The sequence below is a fragment of the Kitasatospora sp. NPDC127121 genome (assembly GCF_042677305.1).
Classification (GTDB): domain Bacteria; phylum Actinomycetota; class Actinomycetes; order Streptomycetales; family Streptomycetaceae; genus Kitasatospora.
In genome coordinates this window covers 46330-67092 of sequence record NZ_JBHXTQ010000034.1, presented here as the reverse complement: position 1 = coordinate 67092, position 20763 = coordinate 46330, and the positions used below count along the sequence as shown (strand labels likewise).

At 74.2% G+C, this 20763-nt stretch carries 14 protein-coding genes; 12 read left to right on the top strand and 2 right to left on the bottom strand.

Annotated features, from left to right (window positions below; all coding sequences use genetic code 11):
* The first annotated feature begins 147 nt into the window (after positions 1 to 147).
* The 5 genes from ACFVHI_RS18685 (at position 148) to ftsY (ending at position 7667) form a co-directional block, all read left to right on the top strand.
* Complete coding sequence (locus ACFVHI_RS18685; protein ID WP_380340648.1) at positions 148 to 1506, top strand: hypothetical protein; 1359 nt, start codon at positions 148 to 150, stop codon at positions 1504 to 1506.
* Positions 1507 to 1625: 119 nt separating this feature from the next.
* Positions 1626 to 1925 (top strand): acylphosphatase, encoded by a 300-nt coding sequence (locus ACFVHI_RS18680; protein ID WP_063347690.1) that lies wholly within the window; start codon positions 1626 to 1628, stop codon positions 1923 to 1925.
* A gap of 402 nt (positions 1926 to 2327) precedes the next feature.
* Positions 2328 to 2531, top strand: coding sequence for a hypothetical protein (locus tag ACFVHI_RS18675; protein WP_063347689.1), 204 nt, complete (start codon positions 2328 to 2330; stop codon positions 2529 to 2531).
* A gap of 190 nt (positions 2532 to 2721) precedes the next feature.
* Complete coding sequence (smc, locus tag ACFVHI_RS18670; RefSeq protein WP_380340644.1) at positions 2722 to 6369, top strand: chromosome segregation protein SMC; 3648 nt, start codon at positions 2722 to 2724, stop codon at positions 6367 to 6369.
* 47 nt (positions 6370 to 6416) lie between these two features.
* A complete protein-coding gene (ftsY, locus tag ACFVHI_RS18665; RefSeq protein ID WP_063347687.1) occupies positions 6417 to 7667 on the top strand; it encodes a signal recognition particle-docking protein FtsY in 1251 nt (416 codons plus the stop codon).
* A 148-nt stretch (positions 7668 to 7815) separates the two neighbouring features.
* Here the strand turns inward: ftsY and ACFVHI_RS18660 are convergent, their stop codons facing one another.
* Positions 7816 to 8493 carry a bifunctional DNA primase/polymerase gene (locus ACFVHI_RS18660; protein ID WP_063347686.1) on the bottom strand — a complete coding sequence of 226 codons (678 nt, stop codon included), beginning with the start codon at positions 8491 to 8493 and terminating at the stop codon, positions 7816 to 7818.
* A gap of 605 nt (positions 8494 to 9098) precedes the next feature.
* Here ACFVHI_RS18660 and ACFVHI_RS18655 point away from each other — a divergent pair.
* The 7 genes from ACFVHI_RS18655 (at position 9099) to ftsH (ending at position 19704) form a co-directional block, all read left to right on the top strand.
* Positions 9099 to 10553, top strand: coding sequence for a hypothetical protein (locus ACFVHI_RS18655; protein WP_363375923.1), 1455 nt, complete (start codon positions 9099 to 9101; stop codon positions 10551 to 10553).
* A 309-nt stretch (positions 10554 to 10862) separates the two neighbouring features.
* Complete coding sequence (locus tag ACFVHI_RS18650; RefSeq protein WP_363375921.1) at positions 10863 to 12287, top strand: ammonium transporter; 1425 nt, start codon at positions 10863 to 10865, stop codon at positions 12285 to 12287.
* Entirely contained in the window at positions 12284 to 12622 is a 339-nt protein-coding gene (locus tag ACFVHI_RS18645; protein ID WP_063347683.1) for a P-II family nitrogen regulator, read from the top strand. Before ACFVHI_RS18650 ends, ACFVHI_RS18645 begins: the two co-directional genes overlap by 4 nt.
* Before the next feature lie 176 nt (positions 12623 to 12798).
* Positions 12799 to 15222 carry a [protein-PII] uridylyltransferase gene (locus ACFVHI_RS18640; RefSeq protein WP_380340638.1) on the top strand — a complete coding sequence of 808 codons (2424 nt, stop codon included), beginning with the start codon at positions 12799 to 12801 and terminating at the stop codon, positions 15220 to 15222.
* Between the two features lie 200 nt (positions 15223 to 15422).
* Positions 15423 to 16988: a signal recognition particle protein gene (gene ffh, locus ACFVHI_RS18635; RefSeq protein ID WP_063351120.1), complete on the top strand. Its 1566-nt coding sequence runs from the start codon at positions 15423 to 15425 to the stop codon at positions 16986 to 16988.
* A 59-nt stretch (positions 16989 to 17047) separates the two neighbouring features.
* On the top strand, positions 17048 to 17590 hold the full coding sequence (locus ACFVHI_RS18630) for a GNAT family protein (RefSeq protein ID WP_363375916.1): 543 nt from the start codon (positions 17048 to 17050) through the stop codon (positions 17588 to 17590).
* A 170-nt stretch (positions 17591 to 17760) separates the two neighbouring features.
* A complete protein-coding gene (gene ftsH / locus ACFVHI_RS18625; protein ID WP_380340634.1) occupies positions 17761 to 19704 on the top strand; it encodes an ATP-dependent zinc metalloprotease FtsH in 1944 nt (647 codons plus the stop codon).
* 181 nt (positions 19705 to 19885) lie between these two features.
* On the opposite strand, the gene ACFVHI_RS18620 is transcribed toward ftsH, so the two are convergent.
* Positions 19886 to 20710 carry a class I SAM-dependent methyltransferase gene (locus ACFVHI_RS18620; RefSeq protein ID WP_079135602.1) on the bottom strand — a complete coding sequence of 275 codons (825 nt, stop codon included), beginning with the start codon at positions 20708 to 20710 and terminating at the stop codon, positions 19886 to 19888.
* Positions 20711 to 20763 lie beyond the last annotated feature (53 nt).

Here is a 20763-nt window from a genome sequence, read left to right as displayed (position 1 = left end):
CCCGCGCACCGCCCGCATCAGGGGCGAGTGGGGGAAACATCATCCCCGAGGAGGGGCGCGGCCCCGGCGGTCGGCGGGGAATCTTGTCACTACCAGTATGCGAAGGGTATGCCGTGCCTTGACGCCCGTCGGGGTAGCGTCGAGGGCATGAGAACCCTTGCACGACGTTCCCGGGGCGCCGGGCCGCTTGCCCTGGTGGCGGCGCTGCTGGGGCTGCTGCTCCTGCTCGCACCGGCGGCCTCGGCCGCGGGCGGGCTGGACGACGCGGCCTCCACCCTGAAGCAGGGCCGGGTCTACGTCGACCCGGCGATGGCCAGCCGATTCAGCCAGAGCCAGGCCGACGCCCTGACCGAGAAGATCAAGAAGGCCGACAAGCCGATCTTCGTCGCGGTCGTCCCGGCCAGCGCCCCCTACGGCGAGCGGACCGTCTTCAACGACCTGCGCACCAAGGTCGGCATCGACGGCGCCTACGCGGTCTGGCGCGGTGACCAGTTCGCGGCCAAGGCCGACCTCGGTGCGATGGCGAAGGGCAGCGCCGAGCGGATCGCCGGCGCCGCCTTCCGCTCCCACAACGGCGACATCGACGCCACCCTGAACGAGTTCGTCGACAGCGCCGCCCCGCAGGCCAAGGGCACCGGGGTGAACCACAGCACCTCGATCGCCTGGGTGGTCATCCCGGTCGTGCTGATCGCGCTGGCCGGCGCCGGTGTCTTCCTCCTCTTCCGCCGCGCCAAGGCGCGCAAGGAGGAGCAGGCCCGGGCCGAGCTGGAGCAGCTGCGCCGGGTGGTCGACGAGGACATCACCGCCTTCGGCGAGGAGCTGGACCGGCTCGACTTCAACCCGGCCGCGACCGACGCCGACGACACCCAGCGCACCGACTACACCCACGCCCTGGACTCGTACGAGAAGGCCAAGCGGCTGATGGACGAGGCCAAGCGGCCGGACGACGTCAAGCCGGTCACCGAGGCGCTGGAGGACGGCCGGTTCGCGCTGGCCACCCTGGCCGCCCGGCGGGAGAAGCGCCCGGTGCCCGAGCGCCGTCCCCCGTGCTTCTTCGACCCGCGCCACGGCCCCTCGGTCAAGGACGTCGACTGGGCCCCGGCCGACGGCGCCGCCCGCACCGTCCCGGTCTGCCGGTCCGACGCGGACCGGCTGGCCGCCGGCCTCGACCCGGCCATCCGCACCGTCGAGACCGAGCACGGCCCGCAGCCGTACTGGAACGCCGGCCCGGCCTACGCCCCCTGGGCGGGCGGCTACTTCGGCGGATTCGGCGGCGGCCTGCTGCCGGGCCTGCTGGTCGGCACCATGCTCGGCTCGATGATCAGCAGCCCGGCCTACGCCGCGGCGCCGATGATGGACCAGGGCTACCAGGACCAGCACGAGGGCGGCGACTTCACCGGCGCCGACTTCAACTCCTCCGACTTCAGCGGTGGCTTCGGCGACGGCGGCGGCTTCGGTGGCGGGGACTTCGGTGGCGGCGGCGACTTCGGCGGCGGCGACTGGTGACCCGCTGAGCCCCACCGCGACACCCCTGCGGCCCCGCCGGACTTCCTCCGGCGGGGCCGCTCCGCGTGGTCGACGGCCCCGTGGAGCTGTGACCGCCGGACACGCCTTAGGCTCGGGGCATGCACGGTCGCGACGCCCACAGTGAGGAACCGGTCCGGGTGACCGCCTGGGTCCGGGGGAAGGTCCAGCAGGTCGGGTTCCGCTGGTGGACCAGGGCACGGGCGCTGGAGACCGGCCTGACCGGCTACGCGAGCAACCTCGGGGACGGCCGGGTGCAGGTGGTCGCCGAGGGACTGGCCGCCGACTGCGAACTGCTGCTGGACCTGCTGCGCGGCCCGGGCACCCCGGGCGAGGTCAGCGGCGTCACCGAGATCTGGACGGCCGTGGGCCCCGGCTACGAGGGCTTCGAGATCCGTTGAGCCCGGCCACACCCGCGCGGGCCGGAACTGATCGGCAACTGCCGGTGTCATGCGGTTGCCATTCGGGCAGACTCGTGGTTGACTCCGCATCGAACGATGATCCACGAGCAGCTGGTGGACCCGGCCCGAGGCCCCCAGGCGTGACGACACCGCCAGGCAGGTGACAGGGTCGCGGTAGCGTGCGGTGATCGTGTTGACCCTTTCCGTCTTTGGTGAGACGCTGGAAACCCGCGCACACGACCGCGTTTTCCCGGCAGGCGTCTGCCCTCGTGAGCCCAGCTCACGATGGTTGTGCCGTAAGTGCCCAGCCAGCACTACCGGTGACGCGCCGCGCGTGCGTCCCCCTTCCCCCTAGACCTGTACCGTTCCGGTTCGGTCACTCAGCGTGGAGGACCATTCATCATGGCAAAGGCGCTTCTCGGGTACGTCGGCGGCCCCGACCCGCGAATGCTCTCCGAGATGCGACGGCTTCAGCAGCGCGTCCAGGACCTTGAATCCGAGCTCCTTCGGATGCAGGCCGAGAACGACGCGCTCGCCGCTGTCGCTGACGGGCACTCGCTGCTCAACAGCATCGATCTGGATCAGCGGGAGCCGGCTCTCACCTGAGTCCCGCCCGGTCCTCGCAGATCGACGCCGCTGTGCACTGAGCCGCTCCGAAAGGGACGCAGCTTGCAAGGGACGCCCGGTTGTGGCGTCCCTTCGTCGTGTCCGGGCCCGGGACGCACGGCCCGCCGGGGATACAGTCGCCGTTGACGACAGGCCCCGGGCCCTGGCGAGCGACGAGGAGACCGGCCGCGTGCACCTGAAGAGTCTGACGCTGCGCGGGTTCAAGTCCTTCGCCTCCAGCACCACCCTGCGCTTCGAGCCCGGCATCACCTGCGTGGTCGGCCCGAACGGCTCCGGCAAGTCGAACGTCGTCGACGCGCTGTCCTGGGTGATGGGGGAGCAGGGCGCCAAATCGCTGCGCGGCGGCAAGATGGAGGACGTCATCTTCGCCGGGACCAGCGGGCGCGCCCCGCTCGGCCGGGCCGAGGTCAGCCTCACCATCGACAACGCCGACGGCGCCCTGCCGATCGACTACTCCGAGGTGACCATCACCCGGACCATGTTCCGCAACGGCGGCAGCGAGTACGCGCTCAACGGCGAGACCTGCCGCCTGCTGGACATCCAGGAGCTCCTCTCCGACTCCGGCATCGGCCGCGAGATGCACGTCATCGTCGGCCAGGGCCAGCTGGACTCCGTCCTGCACGCCGACCCGATGGGCCGCCGCGCCTTCATCGAGGAGGCGGCCGGCGTCCTCAAACACCGCAAGCGCAAGGAGAAGGCGCTGCGGAAGCTGGACGCGATGCAGGTCAACCTCAACCGCGTCCAGGACCTGGTGGCAGAACTGCGCCGCCAGCTCGGACCGCTCGGCCGGCAGGCCAGGATCGCCCGCCGCGCCGCCGGCATCCAGGCCGACCTGCGCGACGCCCGGCTGCGGCTGCTCGCCGACGACCTGCTGGCCCTCCGGCAGGCCGTCGAGGCCGAGATCGCCGACGAGCTGGCACTGCGGCTGCGCCGCACCACCGTCGAGCAGGAACTGGCCGGTGTCGTCCAGCGCGAGGCCGTGCTGGAGGCGCAGGTCCAGCAGCTCGGCCCGAGCCTGGAGGCCGCCCGGCAGACCTGGTACCGGCTCTCCGCCCTCGCCGAGCGCACCCGCGGCACCATCGGGTTGGCCGAGGCCCGCGCCCGGCACGCCGCCGCGGGCGGGCAGGCCGAGGAGCGGCGCGGCCGCGATCCCGAGGAACTGGAACGGGAGGCCGCGCGGGTCCGCGAGGACGAGGCCGCGCTGGCCGAGGCGCTGGAGGAGGCGCAGTACGCGCTGGCCGAGGCGGTCGAACGCAGGAGCGAACTGGAGCGCGGGCTCGCCACCGAGGAGCGTCGCCTGCGGGACGCCGCCCGGGCCATCGCGGACCGCCGGGAGGGCCTGGCCCGGTTGCAGGGGCAGGCCGCCGCCGCCCGCTCCAAGGCGGCCTCCGCCGAAGCGGAGATCGGCCGGCTGACCGAGGCCGGCGGCGAGGCGCTGCTGCGGGCCGAGGCCGCCCAGGCCGAGTACGAGGAGCTCCAGCGGCAGGTCGGCGGCCCCGCCGGGGACGACGAGCAGGCCGAGGCCGCCCACCAGGAGGCCCGGGAGCGGCTCGCCGCCGTCGAACGCGACCTCGCCGCCGCCCGGGAGGCGGCCGGCGCCGCCGAGCGCGAACGGGCCGGGCTCACCGCGCGGCACGAGGCGCTCTCCCTCGGACTGCGCCGCAAGGACGGCACCGGCGCCCTGCTCGACGCGGGGGAGCGGCTGAGCGGACTGCGCGGCCCCGCGGCCGCGCTGCTGCGGATCGCCCCCGGGTACGAGGTGCCGGTGGCGGCGGCGCTCGGCGCGGCCGCCGACGCGGTCGCCGTCGACTCGCCCGGCACCGCCGCCGAGGCGCTGCGGCTGCTGCGCGCCGAGGATGCCGGCCGGGCCGCGCTGCTGATCGAGGGTGCCGGCCGGGCCGCGCTGCCGATCGCGGGTGCCGGTGAACCGCTCGCCGGCGTCGGGGAGTTGCCGGACGGAGCCCGCTGGGCCGCCGAACTCGTCGACGGGCCGGCCGGGTTGGTCGGCGCCGCGCGGGGCCTGCTGGCCCGGGTGGCGGTCGTCGACACCCTCGACGAGGCGCTGCGGCTGGTCGCCGACCACCCCGGGCTGACCGCCGTCACCGCCGCCGGGGACCGGCTCGGCGCCGACTTCGCGCAGGGCGGCTCGGACAGTGTGCCGAGCCTGCTGGAGATCCGGGCGGCGGTCGAGGAGGCCGCCCGGGCGATCGCCGAACTCACCCTCCGTTGTGCCGAGTCGGCCGTACACCTGGCCGAACTCGCCGAGCAGCGACGGGAGTCGGCCGCCTTCGTGGAGCAACTCGCCGAGCAGTGGCGGCGGCAGGAGAAGGAGCGCGCCCAGGTGGCGGGCGCGCTCGGCCGCCTCGGCGGGCAGGCCAGGGCCGCCGCCGGCGAGGCCGAGCGGCTGTCCGCCGCCGCCGCGCGGGCCGACCAGGGCCTGGTGGAACTCCTTGCCACCGCAGAGGAGTTGGCCGAACGCTTGGCCGCGGCCGAGGACTCGGAGGACGCCGGGGAGGACGAGCCGGACACCGCCGAGCAGCAGCGGCTGGCCGAGGCCGCCACCGGCTCCCGGCAGGCCGAGCTGGAGGCCAGGCTCGCGGTGCGCACCCACGAGGAGCGGGTCCGCGCGCTCGCCGGCCGGGCGGACCAGCTGGACCGGGCCGCCCGTGCCGAGCGCGAGGCGCGCGCCCGGGCCGCCGAGCGCCGCCGACGCGCCGAGTACGACGCCGGGGTGGCGAACGCCGTCGCGGCGGGCGCCCGGCAGCTGCTGGCCTGCCTGGAGGTGTCGCTGTCCCGCGCGGACGCCGGGCGGGCGGCGGTCGAGCAGGCGCGCGCCGAACGCGAGACCGAACTGCGGGCGCACCGCGAGCACGGCCGCGGCCTCAAGGAGGAACTGGACAAACTGGTCGACGCCGGCCACCGGGACGAGGTGCTGCGGGCCGAGAAGCGGCTGCGGATCGAGCAGTTGGAGGCCCGGGTGTTGGAGGAGTTCGGCATCGACGGCGGCGAACTGCTCGCCACCTACGGGCCGGACCAGCCCGTCCCGCCGTCGACCCCGGAAGAAGGAGGGGAACCGGGCGAGCCGCGCCCGTACGACAGGGCCGAGCAGGAGAAGCGGCTCAGGGCGGCCGAGAAGGCGTACCAGCAACTGGGCAAGGTCAACCCGCTGGCGCTGGAGGAGTTCGCGGCGCTGGAGGAGCGCCACCAGTTCCTCGGGGAACAACTGGACGACCTCAAGCGCAGCCGGCGCGACCTGCTGGACATCGTCCGGGAGGTGGACGAGCGGGTCGAGCAGCTGTTCGCCTCGGCCTACCACGACACCGCCGTCCAGTTCGAGGGCGTCTTCGCCCGGCTGTTCCCCGGCGGCGAGGGGCGGCTGGTGCTGACCGACCCCGACCACATGCTCACCACCGGCGTCGAGGTGGAGGCCCGCCCACCGGGCAAGAAGGTCAAGCGGCTGTCGCTGCTGTCCGGCGGCGAGCGCTCGCTGACCGCGGTGGCACTGCTGGTGGCGATCTTCAAGGCCAGGCCCAGCCCGTTCTACGTGATGGACGAGGTGGAGGCGGCGCTTGACGAGACCAACCTGCGCCGGCTGGTCGGGATCATGGAGGAGCTGCGGGAGAGTTCCCAGCTGATCGTGATCACCCACCAGAAGCTGACCATGGAGTCCGCGGACGCCCTCTACGGCGTGACCATGAAGGGCGACGGCATCTCACAGGTGATCAGCCAGCGGCTGCGCGTCGGGGCACCTCCCGGCCGCCGGTCCGGAGGAGGACGCCGGGAGCGGCCGGAGGCCGTCCGTACCGCATCGGCGTAGGGCGGCTGCGGTCCATCCGGGCTCCGGTCGCGGATACTGGAGCAGTTATGGAATACGTGATCCTTGCCGTAGTCATCGCCGTGGTCGCCATCGGCGCGATCGCCGGCCTCGTCGTTTCCGGCAGACGACGCCAGCAACTGCCCCCGAAGTCGCAGTCGCCGGTCATCACGGCGCCGCCGACCACCCCGCAGGAGCCCCAGGTCGGCGAGGAGGCCGCGCCGCCGACCGAGGAGCCCCGCCGCACCGTCGAGGAGGTGCAGCTCCCCGAGACCGAGGCTCCGACCGAAGCCTCGACCGGAGCCCCGGCCACGGCCCCGACCGAGGTCGAGGTCGAGGCCGCCGAGGCCGAGACGGCACCCGCCGTCGAGGTCCCCGAGCCCACCGCGGGCCGGCTGGTCCGGCTGCGCTCCCGGCTCTCCCGCTCGCAGAACTCGCTCGGCAAGGGCCTGCTCTCGCTGCTCTCCCGCGAGCACCTGGACGAGGACACCTGGGAGGAGATCGAGGAGACCCTGCTGACCGCCGACGTCGGCGTGGCCCCCACCCAGGAGCTGGTCGAGCGGCTGCGCACCCGGGTGAAGGTGCTCGGCACCCGGACGCCCGACGAACTGCGCGCCCTGCTGCGCGAGGAGCTCGTCGAGCTGATCGGCAAGGACGCCGACCGCACCGTCCGCTCCACCAAGCACGCGGAGGGGCCGGCCGTGGTCCTGGTGGTCGGCGTCAACGGCGTCGGCAAGACCACCACCACCGGCAAGCTCGCCCGCGTCCTGGTCGCCGACGGCCGCAAGGTGGTGCTCGGCGCCGCCGACACCTTCCGGGCCGCCGCCGCCGACCAGCTGCAGACCTGGGGCGAGCGGGTCGGTGCGCGCACCGTGCGCGGACCGGAGGGCGGTGACCCGGCCTCGATCGCGTTCGACGCGGTCAAGGAGGGCATCGCCGAGGGCGCCGACACCGTGCTGGTGGACACCGCCGGCCGACTGCACACCAAGACCGGCCTGATGGACGAGCTGGGCAAGGTCAAGCGGGTCGTCGAGAAGCACGGCCCGGTGGACGAGGTGCTGCTGGTGCTGGACGCCACCACCGGCCAGAACGGCCTGATCCAGGCCCGGGTGTTCGCCGAGGTGGTCGACATCACCGGCATCGTGCTGACCAAGCTGGACGGCACCGCCAAGGGCGGCATCGTGGTCGCGGTCCAGCGCGACCTGGGCGTGCCGGTCAAGCTGGTCGGCCTGGGCGAGGGTGCGGATGACCTGGCGCCGTTCGAGCCGGGCGCGTTCGTGGACGCGCTGATCGGGGACTGAGGCCCCGTACGCACGAAGGGTCCGCTCCGCGAGGGGCGGGCCTTTCGCGTTGCCGCCCGGGACCGGAGGAGCGTGCCGGGGCGGAGGAGCGTGCTGAGCTGGAGGGGCGCACGCCGAGGCGCGTGGGGCGGGTGGGGCGCGCTGAGGCCTACGAGGCGAGCCAGGCGGGTTCGGCGGTGCGCTCGCGGCCGCGGTGGCAGGCGTAGGCGAGGGTGCCGAGCAGCAGCCGGGCCTCGGGCGGGCAGCCGGCGTTGTCGCGGGTGGGGCGGCGCAGCCAGCGGACCGGGCCGAGCGCGCCGAGCACGGTGGGCGGGGCGGCGACGTAGCTGCCCTCGCCGTGGCAGGTGAGGTCGAGCGCGGCGTCGTCCCAGCCCATCCGGTAGAGCAGGTCGGGCAGCCGGCGGGCGGCGCCGGCGGCGACCAGGAACTGCAGCCGGCCGGTGGGCGCGGCGAGCACCGGGCCGACCTGGGTGCCCATCCGCTCCAGCCGGACCAGCGCCTGCAGTCCGGCCTGCTCGGGAACGTCCAGGACGTCGAAGGCGCGGCCGGTGGGGAACAGCACCGAGCCCCCGGCGCGCGCCTCCCGGGACCGGTCCTCGCCGCCGGGTACGGGATGCAGGCCGGGCGCGGCGCAGCGGTCGGAGCCGCAGGGACAGCGGGTCGGGGCGGTGGCGGAGCCGGCCGGGGCGCCGGTGGCGACCGTCCAGCCCCAGCGGCCGGTGTACTCCGCGGCGGCTTGGGACGCGGTGACCTTGGTGCGGCGGCGCGCGCCCAGCGGCGTCAACCGCAGGTGTCCCAGTCGAAGTTCGCCGAACAGGTTGTCCATGCCTCCCCCAACAGGTTCCCGTCGCCGATGGTTACGGGATGGTGACTGTGTGTTGATTGTCCGTTGCGTGGTGCGTTGTGCGGTGGCGGCGTGCAGCGCCCGGTGTGCGCCTGTCGTGGTGGTGCGCCTCGAGCGCCGCCTTGTGGCTGGCGGCACCGATGCCGGATCGTGGGGTGGGCGAGGCGGCCGCCGATCAGGGTGGGCGGCGAACTCGCCTGTGACTGCGGTGGGTTGCCGGGGCTGCCGGGTTTCGCCGGTGGCCTTGGCGGCCCGCATATGCCGGGCCGTCGGACCTACCTAGTGAAGCGCGTGGGCCGTGGCTTCGGTTCACTCGTGGGGGTGGCGAAAGGTGGCGTTTCGCCAGGGCCGCTCCCGTGGGCGCCGCGCGGGGCATTACGTTCAGCACACGGACGTCTTCGTGGAATCGACTCCGGTCCGACAGGGCGCGGGAGTTGGGAACCTGACGGTCCGTCCGTAACGATGGCACACCAGTGCGAGAGCGTGGTACGGCAACACCTCAGGCACGGCACGTCTGGCAAGGGCCCGAAACCGTCGGGCGTCACGATCGGGGCCCCGAGGGGGCCGGGCGGGATGGGGACGTTCCCATGGCAGAGAAGCAACCCAACGAGAAGCTGACCACCTGGTTCGCCCGCAGCGGCTGGTCCAAGGGCGAGCTGGCCCGCCAGGTCAACCGCCGGGCCCGGCAGATCGGCGCCCACCACGTGTCCACCGACACCTCGCGGGTGCGCCGCTGGCTCGACGGCGAACAGCCCCGCGAGCCGATTCCCAAGATCATGTCGGAGCTCTTCTCCGAGCGCTTCGGCTCGGTGGTCTCGATCGAGGACCTCGGCCTGCGCGCCGCGATCCCGGTCTCCACCGTGGGCGGCGGCGTCGACCTGCCGTGGAGCGCGCCGCAGACCGTCCAGCTGATCAGCGACTACTCCCGCAGCGACCTGATGCTCAACCGCCGGGGCTTCCTCGGCACCTCGCTCGCGCTGACCGCCGGCGCAGCGCTGATCGAGCCCATGCAGCGCTGGCTCACCCCCGGCCCGACCGGCGCCCCCACCCCGATCCTCGCCGCGGCCAACGGCGGCGACCCGTTCACCGGCCGGCTGTCCGAGCCCGAGCTCGAACTGCTGGAGCAGACCACGGTCATGTTCCGGCAGTGGGACGCGCAGAACGGCGGCGGGCTGCGCCGCAAGGCCGTCGTCGGCCAGCTCCACGAGGTCACCGACCTGCTCCAGGAGACGTACAACGAGAACACCACCCGGCGGCTGTTCCGGCTCACCGCCGAACTCGCCCACCTGGCCGGGTGGATGTCGTACGACGTCGGGATGCACCCGAGCGCGCAGAAGTACTACGTGCTGGCCCTGCACGCCGCCAAGGAGGCCGGGGACCGCCCGTTCGGCGCACTCATCCTCACCGACATGAGCCGCCAGATGATCCACCTCAACCGGGGCGAGGACGCCCTGGAGCTGATCCACCTGGCGCAGTACGGCAGCCGGGACACCGCCAGCGCGCGCCAGCAGTCCCTGCTGTACGCGATGGAGGCGCGCGCCTACGCCACCATCGGCGAGGTGAACCGCTGCGCCCGGGCCGTCCGGCTGGCCGAGGACACCTTCACCGACATCCGCGAGGGGGAGGCGGAGCCGGACTGGCTGAAGTTCTTCTCGCCGGCCGAGCTGAACGCCGAGAACGCGCACTCCTTCCGCGACCTCGCGTACCACTCCGACAACGCCCAGCTGTACGCCTCGATGTCCGCGCCGGTGATGGAGCGCGCGGTCGACCTGTTCCGCCAGGACGGCGACCACGTGCGCTCGTACGCCTTCAACCTGATCGGCATGGCCAGCGTCCACCTGCTGCAGCGGGAGGCCGAGCAGGCCGCGGTGATGGCCGAGCAGGCGGTGGACATCGCCACCAAGGTGCGCTCGGAGCGGCTGAACTCCCGGGTCCGCAAGACCACCGAGGCCGCGGCTGCCCGGTTCAAGGGCGTGGACGCGGTGAGCCGGCTCAAGGAGCGCGTCGTCCAGGACATCCCCGAGTACGTCTCGGTGGTCTGAGCACCCCGAGCCCGTGGGCCGCGGACCCGGCCCGAGGACCCCGCCGACCGTGACGGCCGCCGCCGCCACGGTCGGTGGCCGTCGTGCCATCGGCCGTCCCGTTCGGCGGCACGGTAACCCGTTCGGCCCTGCGGCACGGCCGTCGTTCACGCAGGTGTAACCCGGGCGTCGCACGCGTCACGGCCGCGAAACAACGAGCCGCACTGGCCGAAACCAGCCTTCGGCACTCTCCTCTTCATCGCCGACACCCCGGGTGGCACGGGACGGGTAATCCGGGTTTGGATCGGCTTCCACGCAGAGGAGACGCCGATGCCGGACGGCTTCAGCGCGGGCGACACCGCCTTCGTGCTCATCAGTGCGGCCCTGGTCATGGTGATGACCCCGGGCCTGGCCTTCTTCTACGGGGGCATGGTCAGGGCCAAGAGCACCCTGAACATGCTGGCGATGAGCTTCCTCTCGCTCGGCATCGTCAGCGTGCTCTGGGTCCTCTACGGGTACTCGCTCAGCTTCGGACCCGACTCCTTCGCCGGTCTGATCGGCAACCTGGACTTCCTCGGGATGCGCGGCATCGGCCTGAACGACCTCACCGGGACCATCCCGGTCACCGCGTTCGCCACCTTCCAGCTGATGTTCGCGATCATCACCCCGGCGCTGATCAGCGGCGCGATTGCGGACCGGGCCAAGTTCGGCGCCTGGGGCCTGTTCATCGCGCTCTGGGTGACCGTCGTCTACTTCCCGGTCGCGCACTGGGTGTTCTTCTTCGACGGCGGCCACGGCGGCTGGCTGGGCGACCGCAACGGCGTGATCGACTTCGCCGGCGGCACGGCCGTGCACATCAACGCGGGCGTGGCCGGCCTCGCGCTCTGCCTGGTGCTGGGCAAGCGGGTCGGCTTCAAGAAGGACCCGATGCGCCCGCACAGCCTGCCGCTGGTGATGCTCGGCTCCGGGCTGCTGTGGTTCGGCTGGTTCGGCTTCAACGCGGGCTCGGCGCTGGCCGCCAACGGCGTCGCCGCGATGGCGATGGTCAACACCCAGGTCGCCACCGGTGCGGCGCTGGTCGGCTGGCTGGTCTACGAGAAGCTCAGGCACGGCGCGTTCACCACGCTGGGCGCCGCCTCCGGCGCGGTGGCCGGCCTGGTCGCGATCACCCCGGCCTGCGGCTCGGTCAGCCCGCTGGGCGCGGTGGCGATCGGCCTGATCGCCGGCGCGGTCTGCGCCGCCGCGGTCAGCCTCAAGTACCGCCTCGGCTTCGACGACTCGCTCGACGTGGTCGGCGTGCACGCGGTGGGCGGCGCGATCGGCTCGCTGCTGATCGGCCTGTTCGCCACCGGCGGGGTCGGCCAGACCGCCAAGGGCCTGTTCTACGGCGGCGGGCCGGCGCAGCTCGGCAAGCAGGCGATGGGCGTGGCCGTGGTCGCGGCGTACTCCTTCGTCCTGTCCTGGCTGCTGGCGAAGGCGATCGACAGGACGGTCGGCTTCCGGGTCGCCGAGGAGGTCGAGGTGGCCGGCATCGACCAGGCCGAACACGCCGAGTCCGCCTACGATTTCAGCGCGGTGGGCGCGGGCCTGGCGCGGGCCCTGCCGGGCCTGGTCGGTGCCGCGGCGGCCGCGAGGTCCGCGGAGAAGCCCGCCACCGGGAAGACCGCCGCCGAGCCCGCCGCCAAGGCTGCTGGGAAGGCCGCCGACAAGACCACCGCCGAGCCCGCCGAGAAGACCGAGGTCGACGCCCGATGAAGCTCATCACCGCCGTGATCAAGCCGTACCGCCTGGACGAGGTGAAGGCCGCCCTACAGGCCTTCGGGGTGCACGGCCTGACCGTCACCGAGGCCAGCGGCTACGGCCGCCAGCGCGGCCACACCGAGGTCTACCGGGGCGCCGAGTACACCGTGGACCTGGTCCCCAAGGTCAGAATCGAGGTGCTGGTCGAGGACGAGGACGCCGACGAGCTGATCGAGGTCCTGGTGAAGGCCGCCCGGACCGGCAAGATCGGCGACGGCAAGGTCTGGAGCGTCCCGGTCGACACCGCCGTCCGGGTCCGCACCGGCGAGCGCGGGCCGGACGCCCTCTGAGGGCCCTTCGCCGAGGGGCCTTCGCCGAGGGCCCTTCGTCGAGGGCCCTGAACCGTAGGGCCCGCCGACGGCGCATCGGCGCCGGGCCGCCCGCAGGCCGCCCGCGGACCTCCCCGCGGCCGTCCGCAGGCCGTCCGGCGCCGCCCGCTCAACCGCACGACGGACGGGACCACGCCATGACCACCGAGACCAGCCCTCCCGACTACGGCGCCGCCCGGGCCGCGCTGCTCGCCGGCCCCGGCCCGGCCGGGCGGCCCCGCCGCGCGGCTCTCGCCCGGCTCACCGACGACTGGCTGGCCGGTCTGCTCGCGGCCGCCGGCGGCCCGCCCGGTGTCGCGCTGGTCGCGGTCGGTGGCTACGGGCGCGGCGAGCTGTCCCCGCGCAGCGACCTCGACGTCCTGCTGCTGCACGACGGCCGGCTCGACCCCGACCTGCCCGAGCGGATCTGGTACCCGGTCTGGGACGCGGGCGCCGCGCTCGACCACTCGGTGCGCACCGTCGCCGAGGCCCGGTCCGTCGCCGCCGCCGACCTCAAGGCCCAGCTCGGCCTGCTGGACGCCCGCCACCTCGCCGGGGACCAGGCGCTCACCGCCGCCCTGCGCTCCGCCGTGCTCACCGACTGGCGCGCGAGCGCCCCCGCGCGCCTGCCGGAGCTGCGCGACCTCGGGCGGGAGCGGGCCGAGCGGCACGGCGAGCTGTCGTTCCTGCTGGAGCCCGACCTCAAGGAGGCCCGCGGCGGCCTGCGCGACGCCGTCGCGCTCAACGCCGTCGCCGCGACCTGGCTCGCCGACGCCCCCCGGGACGGCCTGGACGCCGCCGCGCTGCGGCTCGCCGACGTCCGCGACGCGCTGCACCTGGCCACCGGCCGGGCCACCGAGCGGCTCGGCCTCCAGGACCAGGACCAGGTCGCCGAACGGCTCGGCGTGCTGGACGCCGACACCCTGCTGCGCCAGGTCTACGAGGCCGCCCGCACCATCGCCTACGCGAGTGACGTCACCTGGCGGGCGGTGGACCGGGTGCTCGCCGCCCGGTCCGGCCGGGGCCGCCGGGCCGCCCGGCCGGCCTTCCCGTTCACCGGCGCCGGGCGCGGCGCGGGCGCGGTGGCCCGGGGCACGGTCGCGCGCCGGCCGCTCGCCGAGGGCGTGGTCGAGCAGGACGGCGAGGCGGTGCTCGCCCAGGGCGCCCGCCCGGCCGCCGACCCGGTGCTGCCGTTGCGCGCCGCGGCCGCCGCCGCGCAGTACGGGCTCACCGTCTCGTACGCGACGGTGCGCCGGCTGGCCGCCGAGTGCCGCCCGCTGCCGGTGCCCTGGCCGGACGAGGCGCGCGAGCAGCTGGTCACCCTGCTGGGCGCGGGCGAGGCGGCCGTCCCGGTGTGGGAGGCGCTGGAGGCGGAGGGACTGGTCACCCGGCTGCTGCCGGACTGGGAGCGGGTGCGCTGCCGTCCGCAGCGCAATGCCGTGCACCGCTGGACGGTCGACCGGCACCTGGTGGAGACGGCGGTGCGGGCCGCGGCGATGACCCGCCGGGTGGCCCGGCCGGACCTCCTGCTGGTCGCCGCGCTGCTGCACGACATCGGCAAGGGCTGGCCCGGCGACCACAGCGAGGCCGGCGAGGTCATCGTCCGTGACGTCGCCGCCCGGATGGGCTTCGGCCCCGAGGACACCGAGACCCTGGCGGTGCTGGTCCGCCACCACCTGACCCTGGTCGACACCGCGACCCGACGGGACCCGGACGACCCGGCCACCGTCGAGGCGATCACCAAGGTGGTCGGCACCGCGGCACAACTGGAGCTGCTGCACGTGCTCACCGAGGCGGACGCGCTGGCCACCGGCCCGGCCGCGTGGAGCGGCTGGCGGGCCTCGCTGGTGGACGGCCTGGCGGCCCGGGTCGCCGCCCGGCTGGCCGGCGCCTACGCCGCGCCCGTGGAGGCCGCGCCGACCGCCGCGCAGGAGCGGCTCGCGGTGGAGGCCGCCCGGACCGGCGGGCCCGCCCTGTCGCTGCTGGCGCAGTCCGAGGGGGCGGACCCGGGCGCCGAGCCGATGGGCGTCGAGCTGACCCTGGCCGTCCCGGACCGGCCCGGACTGCTCGGCACCGTCGCCGGGGTGCTCGCGCTGCACCGGCTGGCCGTCCGCTCGGCCGGCCTGCGCGAGCTGGACCCGATCGGCGCCGGCCCGGTGCTGCTGCTGTCCTGGCGGGTGGCCGCCGAGTTCGGCGAGCTGCCGGAGGCCGCCCGGCTGCGGGCCGACCTGCGCCGGGCGCTGGACGGCTCGCTGGACGTCGCGCGCCGGCTGGCCGAGCGGGACGCCGCCGCCCCGCGCCGCCGGGGCATCCCCACCCCGCCGCCGGTGGTCGCGGTGGCGCCCGCGGTGGCCTCGGCGACCGCGACCGTCCTGGAGGTCCGCGCGCACGACGCCCCGGGGCTGCTGCACCGGATCGGCCGGGCGCTGGACGGGGCGGGCGTGCGGGTGCGGACGGCGCACGTCTCGACGCTGGGCGCGGAGGCCGTCGACTCCTTCTACCTGACCGACGGGGCGGGTCGGCCGCTCGCCGCCGGGCGGGCGGGGGAGGTGGCGGCGGCGGTCCGGGCGGCGCTGGGCTGAGTCTCGCCGCGGCCGTTCGGGGCTCGCCGGGGGTCGGTCCGCCGGGGTCCGCCGACGCCTGCCGAGGTCCGTTCCAAGGCCTGTTCCGAGGCCCGTTCCGAGGTCGTGGCAACCCGGGTGGAGACCATACCCGGGGCGGCCGGATACCCTGGTGGGCGACGACCGTACCGATACCGATGCCGCAGAGGACCCGCGACGACGTGTTCGACACTCTTTCCGATCGCCTCGCAGCGACGTTCAAGAACCTCCGGGGCAAGGGCCGCCTGAGCGAGGCGGACATCGAGGCCACCGCCCGCGAGATCCGTATCGCGCTGCTGGAGGCGGACGTCGCGCTGCCGGTCGTGCGGGCCTTCATCAAGCAGGTCAAGGAGCGGGCGGCCGGCGCCGAGGTCTCGGGCGCGCTCAACCCCGCGCAGCAGATCATCAAGATCGTCAACGAGGAGCTCATCGCGATCCTCGGCGGCGAGACCCGCCGGGTCCGGTTCGCGAAGAGCGGCCCGACGGTGATCATGCTCGCCGGTCTGCAGGGTGCCGGTAAGACCACCCTCGCGGGCAAGCTCGGCCACTGGCTGAAGAGCCAGAAGCACACCCCGCTGCTGGTCGCCTGCGACCTCCAGCGGCCCAACGCCGTCAACCAGCTCCAGGTGGTCGCCGAGCGCGCCGGTGTGGCCTTCTACGGCCCGCAGCCGGGCAACGGCGTCGGCGACCCGGTGCAGGTGGCCAAGGACTCGATCGAGTACGCCAAGCAGAAGCAGTACGACGTCGTCGTCGTCGACACCGCCGGACGCCTGGGCATCGACGCCGAGCTGATGCAGCAGGCCGCGGACATCCGCGCCGCGGTCAACCCGGACGAGGTCCTGTTCGTCGTCGACGCGATGATCGGCCAGGACGCGGTCACCACCGCGCAGGCCTTCCTCGACGGCGTCGACTTCACCGGTGTCGTGCTCTCCAAGCTCGACGGCGACGCCCGCGGCGGTGCCGCCCTGTCGGTCGCGCACGTCACCGGCCGGCAGATCATGTTCGCCTCCAACGGCGAGAAGGTCGACGACTTCGACGCCTTCCACCCCGACCGGATGGCCTCGCGCATCCTCGGCATGGGTGACGTCCTCTCGCTGATCGAGAAGGCCGAGCAGACCTTCTCGCAGGAGGAGGCCGAGAAGATCGCCGCCAAGCTGCGCGGCGGTCCGAAGGCGTTCACTCTGGACGACTTCCTGTCGCAGCTGGAGCAGGTCCAGAAGATGGGCTCGATCTCCAAGCTGCTGGGGATGCTGCCCGGGATGGGTCAGATCCGCGACCAGATCAACAACATCGACGACAAGGACGTCAACCGGGTCGGCGCGATCATCAAGTCGATGACCCCGGCCGAGCGCGCCGAGCCGGAGCTGATCAACGGCTCCCGCCGGGCCCGCATCGCCAAGGGCTCGGGTGTCCAGGTCGGCGAGGTGAAGAACCTGGTCGAGCGGTTCTTCGACGCCCGCAAGATGATGTCCGCGATGGCCTCCGGCAAGGGCGTGCCCGGTATGCCGGGGATCCCGGGCATGGGCGGCGGCGCCAAGAAGTCCGGCAAGAAGGCCCCGCAGGCCAAGGGCAAGCGCAAGAGCGGCAACCCGCTCAAGCGGGCGCAGGAGGAGGCCGCGGCCGCCCAGCGCCGCGCGCTCGGCCCGGGCGGCGACCAGGACCCGGCCGGCGGCGGCGCGTTCGGCCTCGGCGCGGGCAAGGGCCCGGCCGACTTCGAGCTGCCCAAGGAGTTCAAGGACCTGCTGTAGACCGGTCCGTCGTTCGAGCGGCCCGCCGTCCGGGATCTTCCGGGCGGCGGGCCGCTCGCATGCCCGATGATGGTGGTGTGCGAGTGACGATCAGGGCCCCGCGGGCCGAGGACAAGGACGTGTACGCCGAGGCGGTCCGACGGTCCGCCGACCACATCGGGCGGTGGAACCCGGTCGAGCCGGACGGCCTGGCCGAACTGCTGGACCGCCAGGGGCCGGGCCTGCGTACCTTTCTGATCGTCGACCGGGACACCGGCGGGCTGGTCGGCAAGGTGAACGTCGCCAACATCGTGATGGGCCGGTTCTGCAACGGCGCGCTGGGCTACGACGCGTACCTGCCGTTCGCCGGCACCGGGCGGATGACGGAGGGGCTGCGGCTGGTCCTGGACCGCTGCTTCGCCCCGCAGTCGGCCGGCGGGCTGGGCCTGCACCGGCTGGAGATCAACGTGCAGCCGGACAACGAGCGGTCGGTCGCGATGGCCAAGCGGCTGGGCTTCCGGCACGAGGGCTTCACCCCCCGGATGCTGTTCCTCCAGGGCGACTGGCGGGACCACGAGCGGTTCGCGCTGACCGCCGAGGAGTGGCCGGGCGCCGAGGCGTAGCCACAGGCGGGGCGCCGAGGCCTCTGAGTCACGGGCGGGGCTCAGGGCGCAGGCACTGACGGGGCGGCGGGGATCAGGCACCGGCGGGGCCCCGTCGCGGCTGGTCAGGGGCGTGCTCGGCGCGGCGTTTCGGGTGGCTCGCCCGAGCCCGCGTCCGTATCGTCCGATGGGTGACCGAACCCGTGCCGCCGCGCCAGACCCCCGACCAGCCCTGGCGCTCCGAGGGCGCCCCGCCCCCGCCGCCGCCCCGCCGCCGGATGCCCGGCGGCTGGATGGGACTCGCCCTCACCGCGCTCGTGGTGTTCCTGATCTCCGACCTGCTGCTGTCCTTCTTCGGCAACGCCGGCGCCACCACGATCTCCTACACCGAGTTCAACAACCAGCTGAACAAGGGCAACATCACCAAGATCTACTCCAAGGGCGACGCGATCGAGGGCACCCTCAAGAGCGCCCAGCCCAAGCCGGACGGCGGCAAGGGCGACTACACCGACTTCGCCACCCAGCGGCCGTCCTTCGCCAACGACAACCTGTGGACCACGCTGCAGCAGCAGGGCGTCGAGGTCACCGCCACCTCCCCGGTGGTCCAGCAGCGCAGCTTCCTCGCCAACCTGCTGATCTCGCTGGCCCCCATGGTGCTGCTGATCCTGATCTGGGTGCTGCTCGCCCGCCGGATGGCCGGCGGGCTGGGCGCCGGCGCGCTCGGCCGCAAGGCCCCGCCCAAGCCGCTCACCGCCGACCAGGGCAAGCGCACCACCTTCGCCGACGTGGCCGGCATCGACGAGGTCGAGGCCGAACTCACCGAGGTGGTCGACTTCCTGAAGAACCCGCAGCAGTACCGCAGGCTCGGCGCCAAGATGCCGCGCGGCGTGCTGCTGAGCGGCCCGCCCGGGACGGGCAAGACCCTGCTCGCCCGGGCCGTCGCCGGCGAGGCGGACGTGCCGTTCTTCTCCGCCTCCGCCTCCGAGTTCATCGAGATGATCGTCGGCGTCGGCGCCAGCCGGGTCCGCGAACTGTTCGCCGAGGCCCGCAAGGTCGCCCCGGCGATCATCTTCATCGACGAGATCGACACCATCGGCCGCCAGCGCGGCGCGGGCGGCGGCATGGGCGGGCACGACGAGCGCGAGCAGACGCTCAACCAGATCCTCACCGAGATGGACGGCTTCACCGGCTCCGAGGGCGTCATCGTGATCGCCGCGACCAACCGCGCGGACGTGCTCGACCCGGCGCTGCTGCGCCCCGGCCGGTTCGACCGGCGGATCACCGTCAGCCCGCCCGACCGGGACGGCCGCGCCGCCATCCTGCGCATCCACACCCGGACCGTCCCGCTGGCCGGCGATGCCGACCTCACCCGGCTGGCCAAGGTCACCCCCGGGATGACCGGCGCCGAACTCGCCAACCTGGTCAACGAGGCCGCCCTGCTGGCCGTCAAGCGCAAGCAGGACGCGGTGAACGAGCGGGACCTCTCGGACGCCCTGGAGAAGGTCCAGCTCGGCGCCGTCCGGCCGCTGGTGATGCCGCAGGAGGAGCGCGAGCGCACGGCCTACCACGAGAGCGGGCACGCGCTGCTGGGCATGCTGCAGCCCGGCGCCGACCCCGTCCGCAAGATCACCATCGTGCCGCGCGGCCGGGCGCTCGGCGTCACCCTGTCCACTCCGGAGAACGACCGCTACTCGTACACCGAGCCCTACCTGCGCGGCCGGATCATCGGCGCGCTCGGCGGGATGGCGGCCGAGCAGGTGGTCTACGGGGTGATCACCACCGGAGCGGAGAGCGACCTGGAGCAGGTCACCAACATCGCCCGCGGGATGGCCGGCCGGTGGGGGATGAGCGAGCGGGTCGGCCGGTTGACCGCGGTGCCCGCCGACCCGCAGGGCGCCTACGGGCTCTCCGCCGCGCCGACCACCCTCGACGCGGTGGACGAGGAGGCCCGGCGGATCGTCGCCGAGTGCTACGAGCACGCGGTACGGCTGCTGACCGAGGAGCGGGCCCGGCTGGACGCGCTGGCGGCGGCGCTGCTGGAGGCGGAGACGCTGGACGAGGAGCAGGCGTACCGGGCGGCCGGGGTGCCGCGGAAGGGCTCCGGGTCCGACGGGAAGTCGCTCGACCAGGCGTGAACCGGCGGGCCGGGGGCGCTCGCCGTGCGGGCGGGCGCCCCCGGTTTCGTCGCTGTCGGATCTGTTGTCGCCCGGGCCCGTCCGATTGCTGCCGGGGGGTCTCGTTCCCGGTGCCGCCGGGGGCTCGTCCGGGCGTCGCCGTGGGCCCGTTCCCCGCGCCGTCGGGGCCGGTCGGCCGCCGCTACCGGGGCCGTTCGGCGACCAGGTAGCGGAAGACGTTCTCCATCCGGACCGAGCCGTCCGCGCGCAGGTACGGCTGCAGCGCCTCCTCCAGCTCCTTGGCGACCAGCGACGCGCCGGAGAACTCCTCGGCCGCCTCGAACAGGCCGGTGGAGAGCAGGCCGCGCACCGCGCTGTCCAGGTCCGCGTAGGCGAACGGGCAGCTCACCCGCCCGCTGCCGGCCGGGCGCAGGCCGGCCGGGGCGAGCAGGTCCTCCAGCGTGCCGGGCGTGCTCAGCTCGAACGGGTCGCGCGCGGTGGTCCGGCCCGCCCGCCGCCGCGCCACGTCCAGCACCGGGGCGCTCTGGCAGCGCTCCGGAGGGCCCCAGGCGGCCAGCACCACATGCCCGCCCGGGAGGGTCAGCCGGGCGGCCTCGACGACCACCGGACCCGGCTCGGCGCAACCGGGCAACTGCTCGAAGACCGTCACCAGCGAATGGGCCGAGCGGGGGACGGCCGCGGTCGGCCGGGCCCCCGCGCACACCCGCAGCCGGCGGCCGCGGGCCAGCTCGCGCAGCTCGTCCCGCGGCTCCTGGCCGGTGACCTGGGCACCGCGCCCGGCGGCGAGCAGCAGCGCCAGTCCGGACCGGCAGCCCAGGCCCAGCACGCTGGTCGCCGGGCCGACCTCCAGCCGGTCGTGGACCGCCTCGTAGAGCGGCACCAGCATGCGCTCCTGGATCTCCGCCCAGTCGCGCGCCCGCGCGGGCCGCGCCGCCCCGGGCTGCGGGTGGTGCGGTCGTGCGCCTGTCGGTCGTACGGTCGTGCCGGTCGTCCGAGCTGAAGCCATCGCGGCCTCCCATCCGGTCCTTCGGTGTGCTGCTACGGCTCCCCCAAAGTCCC

What these genes read in the sequence shown, in the direction of transcription:
- ACFVHI_RS18645 (WP_063347683.1), top strand. Translation starts at nt 12,284, where the DNA reads ATGAAGCTCATCACCGCCGTGATCAAGCCGTACCGCCTGGACGAGGTG.
- ftsY (WP_063347687.1), top strand. Translation starts at nt 6,417, where the DNA reads ATGGAATACGTGATCCTTGCCGTAGTCATCGCCGTGGTCGCCATCGGC.
- ACFVHI_RS18660 (WP_063347686.1), bottom strand. Translation starts at nt 8,493, where the DNA reads ATGGACAACCTGTTCGGCGAACTTCGACTGGGACACCTGCGGTTGACG.
- ACFVHI_RS18675 (WP_063347689.1), top strand. Translation starts at nt 2,328, where the DNA reads ATGGCAAAGGCGCTTCTCGGGTACGTCGGCGGCCCCGACCCGCGAATG.
- ACFVHI_RS18680 (WP_063347690.1), top strand. Translation starts at nt 1,626, where the DNA reads ATGCACGGTCGCGACGCCCACAGTGAGGAACCGGTCCGGGTGACCGCC.
- ACFVHI_RS18640 (WP_380340638.1), top strand. Translation starts at nt 12,799, where the DNA reads ATGACCACCGAGACCAGCCCTCCCGACTACGGCGCCGCCCGGGCCGCG.
- ACFVHI_RS18630 (WP_363375916.1), top strand. Translation starts at nt 17,048, where the DNA reads ATGCCCGATGATGGTGGTGTGCGAGTGACGATCAGGGCCCCGCGGGCC.
- ACFVHI_RS18650 (WP_363375921.1), top strand. Translation starts at nt 10,863, where the DNA reads ATGCCGGACGGCTTCAGCGCGGGCGACACCGCCTTCGTGCTCATCAGT.
- ACFVHI_RS18620 (WP_079135602.1), bottom strand. Translation starts at nt 20,710, where the DNA reads ATGGCTTCAGCTCGGACGACCGGCACGACCGTACGACCGACAGGCGCA.
- ACFVHI_RS18685 (WP_380340648.1), top strand. Translation starts at nt 148, where the DNA reads ATGAGAACCCTTGCACGACGTTCCCGGGGCGCCGGGCCGCTTGCCCTG.
- ACFVHI_RS18655 (WP_363375923.1), top strand. Translation starts at nt 9,099, where the DNA reads ATGGCAGAGAAGCAACCCAACGAGAAGCTGACCACCTGGTTCGCCCGC.